The sequence below is a fragment of the Candidatus Binataceae bacterium genome (assembly GCA_035308025.1).
Taxonomy (GTDB): Bacteria; Desulfobacterota; Binatia; order Binatales; family Binataceae; genus JAJPHI01.
The window spans coordinates 23,673-32,874 of sequence record DATGHL010000034.1; the positions used below are offsets into that span (position 1 = coordinate 23,673).

Consider the following 9,202-nt stretch of genomic DNA (forward strand, 5'->3'; position numbering starts at 1 on the left):
AACCCTCGATCAGGGAGTCTGCTCGAGGGCGGTGCAGATTGCGACGGCGCCCAATGGCGCGGCGACCTTTTTGCTCCGCGCGAGATTTTTCCGCGCAAGTGTTTTCGCCGTACCGACCGCACGCGGGCGCGAGACTATCGCAGGCGCGGACTTGATCGTGACGGACTCTTCGCGCCGAGCGGCCGGGACGTAGGCGACCAAGAGCACCTCGGCGTCGCGGTTGTCAGCGGCCGCGAGCCGATGGGGCCTGCGCGCGTCGAAATGCGCGGAATCCCCCGGCTTCAGCAGATGCGTCTGATGCTCGAAGCTCAGGTTCAACGCGCCAGACAGCACGTAAAGCAACTCCTCGCCTTCGTGATGAGCCAGGGGCACCGGACGGCGGCTATTCGGCACCGTCACATGAACCGCATTGAGATTGACCCCGGGGCCGCCGCCGGAAACTGTGCGGTAGAGCAGGCCGTTGCCGCGCCGGATTTGCGTGCGTTCACCAGAGACCGTCACTGCCGACGGCTGGAACTCGACTCCGCTATCGACGAGCGATTGCAGCGGCATCTGATAGGCCTGCGACAGCGCCAGCAGCGCGGCGAGCGAGGGCTGCCGATTTCCGCTCTCGAGCCGCGAGAGGTAGGGCCGCGAGAGCTGGGTACGGCTCGCGAGCTCAGCCAGACTCCAGCCACGAGCGCGGCGCAGGGCTCCGAGCCGCGCGTGCAGTTGTACGGGCGGCGGCGCGGGTCTCAGATTCGCGGCCATGCCCGCTTGTTACCATCGCCTTCGGCGCTTGGCAATCGTACGACACGGGCGATCACACCAGCGTGATCGAGTCGCCCGGGCGGATGAGACCTGCGCGCGTGACCGTGGCGTAAACGCCGACATTGGCTTGATTGTGGGTAGCGGCGGTGCGCAGGATCGCGAGGTCACGCGGCAGCCCGCCCTGCGCCAGCGTGGTCATCACGCAGCGGCCGGTGTTGCCGGAAATCTTGAGCTGAACCTCGGCACCGATCGCAAGGGTGCGGCCCACCCAGTCGTTTTCGGGAAACGCTGCCGAGCCCGCATTGCTCGCAATCAGCAGGTTGGGGCGAAAACGACGCGGCTCGAAGCGCCCCTCGGGATAGAGCTCGGACAGGCGCGCGAGGGTCGCCGTGGTCAACACGTGAATCGGCGCGCAATCGAAGAAGGTGCCGGGCGGCATCGCCTCGTCGGTAACTTCGTCGCGATGGGCCAGCAGGGTCGCGAGGTCGGGCCAGTATTCCTCGAGATGGGGCTGCGCGGGGACGTCGCACGCGAGTGTAACCTCGCGATCGAGCAGTGCGGCGAGGCGGCGATTGATCAACGGCGAGTCGCTGCGGATCGCCTCGCCGCCGGGCAGCCCGATGACCACCGGAGGAAGCGCGTCGCCGGCGCGGGGCGGCGCAGCATAGGCTGCGCTGAACCCGAAGAGCTGCGGCCATCTGCGGGGATTCTTGGCGCTCGCGACCTTGCCAGTCGCCTGGTCGATTACCGCGTAGGCGCGATCGCCGAGCACGCCGCGCTCGGTTAACTGCGCGGTTTCGAGCTCCTCACCCATCATCGATTTTACCGGGTAGCGCCAGAGCCCGGCGACGGCGCCGATTATCGGCGTGATTGCGGAATTCGCTTCAAGCTCCATAATCATCGTTCCTTTTGCTCAGTGTGCGTCCGCTTCAGGCGGTCACCCGTTCGCGTGGCTCCGGCCTGGCTACGAGTTTCAGGTTGATCGATGCACTGTGCTCCGAGCTGATCTTCTGCCTGACGCTTAAGGCGAACCTCGGCCGGCGCTGCAGGATCATGAACCAGGCCATCCCGATCGCGAGATAGCCGAGAAAGATGTATGGAAATATGTTCACCGGCCACGACGGGACCGGGTAGACGCTGCCGACGGCTGGCACCATCAGGAGCACCACGGAGATCGCCGGGATCGCGATCTCCTTCGCCGTCAGCCTGCCCCAATGTTTGAGGTAGGCGGGCGCCGCCAGCGAAATCAGAAAATAGGCGCCGAGAAAGCCGAAGGCGCCGAAGGTGCCCGCGTCGTTGAAGGCGTCGAGCACTTCGAGCTTGAACAGCGCGGTCAGCGCAACCGGAACAATGAAGATCAGCGCCGCCATCACGGTTACTGCCACGTGCGGCGTGCCGTTGGTCTTGTGCGAGGATCCGATCCCGACAGGCAGCACGTTCATCTGACCCATCGGGAACATGATGCGCGCGCCGGAGTTGAGGCAGGAGAGCGCCAGCGAAAAGAAGCTGATCATCGCGCCCGCCGAAATCGGCGCCTTGAGCCAGCCGACGCTCATCAGATCGGCGAGCACGTTGAGCGGCGCGTCAACCTTATCGAGCGTGGTCTTGTAGCCGATAAAGCCGAGCACCTCGGTGTAGGAGACGAAAACGAAAAACGCGCCGGTCAGCAGCAGGCTCACGATCACCGCGCGCGGAATCGTGCGCAGGGCGTCCTTCGTCTCGGCGCCAAAGGCGGTGGCGCATTCGAAACCGACCAGGCTGAAGATCGCCGTGACGACGCCCAGGCTCACGCCCGAGAAGGAGGCGCCCTCGACCTTGATCTGCGCGGGATCGAAGATCGAGTTTTGCCCGAACAGCACGATCGCGCACAGAATCAGGATCAGCGCCACCGAGATGCCTTCCAGCACCAGCATCAGCACGCTCGAAAGCTGAATATCCTTGTAGGCCAGGAACCAGATGACCGCGCCGCAGAGCGCGAACAGGATGAAGGGCGGCAGTTGCAGACCCACCATGCCGAGCAGCGTATTGGCGAAGATCGTGAAGCCGGTCATCCCCGCCGTGCCGATAAACAGATAGGCCCACAGCAGGCACCAGCCAGAAACGTTGCCGGCCGTCGTCCCCAGTCCCATCACCGTGTAGGCGTACATCGAGCCCGCAGACGTCGAGCGGCGCGCGAACTGGTTCAGGTTAAGCGCGACAAACAGGCGCATCACGGTGCCGAACAGGTACGCGAGCCAGCTCGCGTTGCCGGCGCTGCTGTACATCAGCGGGACGATGAGGGCCGCGGTCATGGTCGGTGAGATGAGCGCGATCGCCATCGCGGACACTTCGCTGAAGTTCAGGCAGTTCGCTCGCAGGCGGGTTTGGGGGACCTCTGCTTGATTCATAATTGTTGCCTCAATGGCAACAGTTCGCAATGACTGTGCCTACAAGGCAACATCACGGCCGCGGCGAAACCCCGCGCGATGCGCGCAAAGCGCGCCGACGCCTATGAAGTGCAGACCCGAGACTTTGCGCAGCGCGCAGGCAGTTGCCGCACCTGCGAGCACGCCGGGCGATCTGTTAAAGCCATCGCGCGAAGCGTAGGCTTAGATCATCTTCGCCAATCCTTGGTGACGGGCAGTGAGATGCTCGAATCGCTTTGGCGCGGCACAACTCGCAGCTCGGACAGCAGACGGCTCGTTGTCCTGCAGAAAGGTAACGGTGGGCAGCAGCACATCACTGGCGCGGCGGCAGAAATTCTACGCCGCCTATCGCGAATTCTTCGAGGTGGCGGAGCGCAAGCGGCGCTGGAGCGTCTTCACCGACATTCCGTGGGACAAGCTCGACAGTACCAAAAACAACGCGCGCAAGGCGACGCGGATCGAAACCTTCTGCGCCGAGGAACTCTACGCGCCGGACTATGGGATCAATGGCCTTAGCCTCACGCGTCCGCAGTTCGGAATGGCGTGGTTTCAGATGTGCTGGACGGCCGAAGAGGCCCGTCACGGCATGGCCTTTCGCGAATACCTGATCCGATCGGGGATGCGCTCGGAGGCGCAGATCGGCGATTTGGAAGACGAGCTTTACTCCCGGCGCTGGGAACTTCCCTTCGCCACCGCCCGCCAGATGGCCTGTTATGGCGCGCTGCAGGAGTCCGCGACCTTCCTCGCCTATAAGGCGCAAAAAGAGCTGGCGCACGCGGAAGGCGACGAAGTCCTCGAAGCGATTTTCTCCTACATCAGCCGCGACGAAGCTGCGCACGCCGGCTACTACCGCACGCTGATCCAGCTCGAACTTGACGATGATCGCATCGGCACGCTCGCCGATCTCGCGCGCGTGATCGCAGAATTCAAAATGCCCGGAGACGGCCTGATTCCAAACTACCAGGCGCGGCTCAAGGACTCAGGCGCCGGCATCAGCCCGCGCACGTTTCTCGAGCACGCGCTCTTCCCGATGCTCCGCATGCTCAAGACCGACCGCGCCGAACTCAAGCTCGCGACTCAGCACGCACTCCCGGCCTAGCCGCACGCAACCGCATTTTTGTCATTCCCGCGTGCGCGTCCAGCGCGCACACGTGATCCCGGATCGGGCGCCACGCCGGACAAAAAGACCGAGCGAAGGCTCATCAGGCGGAGTGCGCCTGACGAACGAAGCGTCGCAGGCGAGTCTGCGAGCTGCGTTAAGAATTTCCGTAGCGAAGAATCCCGGATGCTTGGATCTTCGAGCGCGCCGAAGCGCTATCCGGCGAGCAACCGCGCCGCCGCGCCTTCGACCACCGTGCCCTTGAAGAAATCCGGATTGACGTCGGTCTTTGCCCGCACCGCATTGACGAAGACGAAATCGCGAAAATCATCTTCGTTGATCAAGCCGTGCTCGACCAGCTCCCACGCCTCATAGGCCGCGTCGCGCATGTCGGTCAAATCCCAGTGGCCGAGGTCCGAGCTGTAGATCGCGGCAAGCCGCGATCCCGTCGGATTGAGCTGCGGGCTGAAGGCGAGCGCCGTCATGCGATCGTCTCCTTCGCAGCCGAAAGAGAACTTCGGGATAAACCGCTGGCGGATGTCTTCCTTCGATGCGACTCCGCAGCGCGCCCACTCATCAAGGTTCTCGGGCGCTTGCGGTGAACCCCATCCCAGTTGCGACTCGTCCTGCCCAAGCCGCGCGACCAGCCCCGCACCATAGTCGTCCCCATACTCGCGGAAGAGCTTACCGAGCAACTCGCGATCAAGATTAGCGGGATCGAAATTTCTGATCGTCTCAATGTTGTGTTTTTCCCAATGGCCGATCAGGTCGTTATACATACTGCATGCCCAGCCGGCGCCGCCTTCGAGGAAAGAAAAACGCAAGTCCGGAAAACGATGCGTGACGCCCCCGAAGAAGATCGCTTTGCAAATCGCTTCGGAGGACGCGGCGAAATGGCCGATATGGTTGTACATGAAGTTCGAGATCGAATTGCGAAAGCCGATTCCCGCCCCGAGCGAGTGGAACGCCGGCGCCACTTTTAGTTCAAGGCACTTGCGCCAGACCGGATCGTAATCATGTGCGCCATCCAGCGCGAGCGTATCCAGCCACCAGGCGTGACGCGCCGCCTCGGGCGGCCAATTCGCCGCCGCGGCCAGTGGCCGCCGCACCCACCCCGCCATCACGATCGCCTTTAGCCCCAGCGTGCCGACCGCGTACTCCAACTCCGCGATCGCCTCGGCTGGCGAGTGCATCGGAATCACCCCAACGGGCGTCACCCGATCCTGATACGCCTTGTAGAGATGGCTATGTAACTTATTGTAGGCTCGGCAGAGCGCGCCGCGCAGTTCGTCGTCGCCCAGATGGAGCGCGAACAGCCCGATACTCGGATAGATCATCGTATAGTCGAGTCCTAATTCGTCGAGCCGCTCGTAGAGCAGCCTGGGTAGCGAGCTGGTCGCGCGATCCAGCGTGTTGCGCGTCGGATGGACCCACCAATGGGGACGCGGCACGCGCTCGCGCCGCCGCTCCTCAGGCGTCAGCCGGCTCCAGCGAAAGCTCATCGGACTGTCCGGCAACCGCTTAAACCGCTCGACCATCGCGCTCCCGGCGACGTCTTTGAGATAGTCGAACAGCGCCGGCTCGAACTCGGCAACGTGCCCGTCCGAGTCGATTATCGGATGGCTGAGCCGCTCGCGCACTGCGGCCGAGCGCGATCGTTCACTCATTGCCCCGCCTCGCTGAAAATGTTTCGCAGAAACTTTGCTCGCGTTTCTGAACTTCCACCTGGCTGCTCGCCCCCGAAAACGCCGAGACCCTCATTACAATGCTTTAAAGCAGTTGGCCGAGGAACTCCACTCCAGATGCTTGCCCTTGCACCCGCGACAGTTAGCCATTCAAGGCACGGTCCCGAACAAAATATCTTGATTTATAATATTTAGGTATAATAAATACCGTTAGTCTGAAGCCAAACGAATCCGTGATTTTGGCGCTCAGAAGAGCGCGGCAGGACGTCTTTGCCCAGTATATCATGTGATTGCCTGGTCATATTTGCCAGTGGCAACGGGGCCTGAAAACACTCTCCAGGGACCTTTCGGAAGTTCCTCGCCTTGGTCGCCAAGAACTCGCTCGAAGTTGCGGCATGATGAGCTTAAGAATCAACAACGCTCAACGCGGAGATGTCCTCGTTAATTTGGTTGGCGGTCGGGGAAGTTGCTGACGGGAATTTTCATGAGCAAACCGGCAACGCACAACCTTGCTGATTCCATCGAGGGGGGCGTCTCACGACTCGTCGACCTGTGGCTCAGTCTAGGCGAAGATGGCCCTACCGGGAACTCTACTGAAGCGGGCGATGAAGACTTCTCGCGCACGCGCTATTTAACTCCGCTCGCGCGCCTTGTGGTCGGCGCGCTGCGCGGTTCTACAACCCACCGCGCAGTCTATATTGACGAGCGCACGCGCTACCTGCCGCCGGGTCTCGACGGAGCCGCTCGCGCTGCTCTGCTTGCGCGGCGCCTTGCCGTCGAAATTCCTGCCTGGGCTCAGTTGTGCGCCTCAAACAAATTAACGCCAGAGGCGGTGACCCCACTCCTCGAAGAGCTTCATTCCGACCTGACACGGGCTCCGGGCAAGAACAGAATCCAACTGCTGCTCTTGGGCGATTGTGTCTTCGTCGAGACGCGGGCTTTTCTTCAACATCAAGCTCTCGAAAAGAACGTCGACCTGGAGATCGAACAAGTCTTTTTCAATGCCGGACAATCAGCTTTTTCGGTCGATGACGCGCTCGCGTCGATCGGACGATCGCGCCCGGACTTAATCGCGATATCATTATTCAGCTTCGATGGAATTCCGCCCTACAAAGCGCTGTTACGCGATGCCGCCAACCTGTCGGCCGTGGAACTTGAGGCGCGCGTTACCGGCATGGTCGATTTGTTAGGAGATGCCGTCGATGCGATCCGGGCGGCAACTGACGCGTCAATTCTACTTCACAATGCTTGTGGCTTCCCGCTTGATAGGGTGCGCCTTCGGCTGCCGTTTCTAGCGCCGCTTTCGCGATCGCAGCGCAAGGCAATCGACCTTATTGCAGCAAACGTGAGGAGCCTCGCCGAGACCCGGGAGAACGTGGTGCTGGTCGACGAAGTCGGATTGGTCGACGCCGCCGGTGGCCGCCGCGCGTGCGCCCGTCCGGTCTTCGATCCGCGTGACGTGCCGCCGGCGGTCTTTCACCCCTCTCAGTTTGGCAATGTGCTCGCGAAGCATTATTGGCGGATAATCGAAGCCTACAGAATCTTCGGAAAGGCGAAGGTTCTCCTGGTCGATTTCGACAACACCCTCTGGTCAGGAGTCATGGCGGAGGGGCCGGTCTCTCACGACCGTCAAGGTCAGAAGCTGCTCAAGCGGCTCAAGGAATCCGGGGTCCTTCTCGTAGCCCTGAGCAAAAATGACCCGGCCAACATCCGATGGGCGGAGATGGAGCTGCAGCCGGAAGACTTCGTGCTGCAGAAGATCGGTTGGCAACCAAAGCCTGAAGGGGCGTCCCAAACCATAGCGGAACTTGATCTGGCGCCGGACGCCTTCGTGCTACTGGACGACAATCCTGTCGAAAGAGCCCTCGTGACCGAGCAGATTCCCGGTGTCCGCGCGCTGGATCCCGCGATGCCGGAAACGTGGCAGGCGCTCGAGCTATGGCTGCGCTTCCCTTCGACTAGGCAAACGGACGAGGCCCGTCGACGCACCGAGCTCTATCGCGAAGCCGCCGCGCGCCGCCGCTCGCTCGACACCACCCACGACTACCTCGCAATGATGCGCTCGCTCGATTTGCGGCTCGGTTTCAGGGTTGCCAAGCCGTCGGACATGAACCGTCTTCTAGAACTCACCCAGCGTACGAATCAGTTTAATACAACGACCAAGCGGCGTTCCGCCGCGGATCTCCAAAATTTATTCTCCTCGAATTGCCACAGGATCTATGTGGCCAGCCTGCGGGACCGCTTCGGGAGTCTCGGCGTCGTCGCGGTCGCGGTCGTCGAGCGCGCCGCGGAGCATGAAGTGATTTTTGATTCGGTGATCATGAGCTGTCGGGCAATGGGATTTGGTCTGGAACAAGCGCTGATACGCAAAGTCATCGACCGCGAGCCGGCGCAGCGTTACGTCGGACTTTTTCTGCCTTCGGATCGGAACAGTCCTGCCGCCAGCTTATTTCAGGGTAGCGGCTTTCGTAACGAAAACGGCGCTTGGGTGCTCGAAACGGGTGATCAGTGTGTCCCTGTCCCCGCGTGGTTCGCTGAAGACAATTGACAGAAGGTGACGCAGTTGCACTTCGCTTTCGCACCGTCGTCGCTCACTCCTCGACACGCTCCCGCTCGATGATCAACCCGCGTGGGCGCGCGCGATGTTTCACATGAAACCGCGCGCGTCTCAAGACTCGCTCTCCGAGGGTTCGTCGCCGCCGAACGCGCTGAGATCGTTCATCGGAATACCGAACGCGCTCTTGCCGAGAAATTCCAGCGATTCGTCGCTATCGAACGGATGGAACAGTCCCGCGCGCACGTCGCGCAGATGGCGTTCGAGCGGCAGCTTGCGGAAGTATGAGGCGCCGCCGACCGCGCGCTGCGCGAGATCCACCACGCGCACCGAATTCTCGATCGCGACCATCCGTGCGGCGACCGCCTTGCGCGACCACGTGGCGCCGTCATCGGTCTCGAGCTCGGCCGCAGCCTTCCACATCATCGCGCGGGCGGTCTCGATCAGCAGATCCATCTCGCCGACCTTGTTGTAGACCGCCGGCAGATGGCTCATCGGATGAGGTAGCGGATAGCGCGGCCGATCGCGCATCATCTCGACCGTGAAATTGCGCGCCGCCACCGCGATCCCGATATAGGGCGCGCCGATCGTAAACGGCGCCTTGGCGAAGATCCGCGTGATGCGCCCGCTGTTCGAGACCTTGCGCGTCAGCACGATGTCCTCCTCGCGCACGAAGGCCTCCTTCAGCTCCGAGCTGCGCGAGGCCGAC

Annotated in this window: 7 protein-coding genes; 2 read left to right on the top strand and 5 right to left on the bottom strand. The window is 62.1% G+C overall.

The features are described 5' to 3' along the window. Positions 1-9: 9 nt before the first annotated feature. The 3 genes from VKS22_11055 to VKS22_11065 are packed head-to-tail and all read right to left on the bottom strand — an operon-like array spanning position 10 to position 3,137. Positions 10-750, bottom strand: coding sequence for an XRE family transcriptional regulator (locus VKS22_11055; GenBank protein ID HLW71145.1), 741 nt, complete (start codon positions 748-750; stop codon positions 10-12). A gap of 52 nt (positions 751-802) precedes the next feature. Continuing rightward, entirely contained in the window at positions 803-1,645 is an 843-nt protein-coding gene (locus tag VKS22_11060; protein HLW71146.1) for an MOSC N-terminal beta barrel domain-containing protein, read from the bottom strand. Positions 1,646-1,679: 34 nt separating this feature from the next. Next, positions 1,680-3,137: an APC family permease gene (locus tag VKS22_11065; protein ID HLW71147.1), complete on the bottom strand. Its 1,458-nt coding sequence runs from the start codon at positions 3,135-3,137 to the stop codon at positions 1,680-1,682. Between the two features lie 316 nt (positions 3,138-3,453). On the opposite strand from VKS22_11065, the gene VKS22_11070 reads away from it, so the two are divergent. After that, the gene (locus tag VKS22_11070) at positions 3,454-4,254 is read left to right on the top strand and encodes an acyl-ACP desaturase (GenBank protein HLW71148.1); all 801 of its coding nucleotides are present in this window, start codon (positions 3,454-3,456) and stop codon (positions 4,252-4,254) included. Between the two features lie 215 nt (positions 4,255-4,469). Here the strand turns inward: VKS22_11070 and VKS22_11075 are convergent, their stop codons facing one another. Then, positions 4,470-5,921, bottom strand: a complete 1,452-nt coding sequence (locus VKS22_11075) for an amidohydrolase family protein (protein ID HLW71149.1) — start codon at positions 5,919-5,921, stop codon at positions 4,470-4,472. A 502-nt stretch (positions 5,922-6,423) separates the two neighbouring features. Between VKS22_11075 and VKS22_11080 the strand changes: the two genes are divergently transcribed. Further along, the gene (locus VKS22_11080; GenBank protein ID HLW71150.1) at positions 6,424-8,487 is read left to right on the top strand and encodes an HAD-IIIC family phosphatase; all 2,064 of its coding nucleotides are present in this window, start codon (positions 6,424-6,426) and stop codon (positions 8,485-8,487) included. Between the two features lie 120 nt (positions 8,488-8,607). On the opposite strand, the gene VKS22_11085 is transcribed toward VKS22_11080, so the two are convergent. Continuing rightward, the coding region (locus VKS22_11085) for an acyl-CoA dehydrogenase family protein (GenBank protein HLW71151.1) at positions 8,608-9,202 on the bottom strand (595 nt) is incomplete at its 5' end.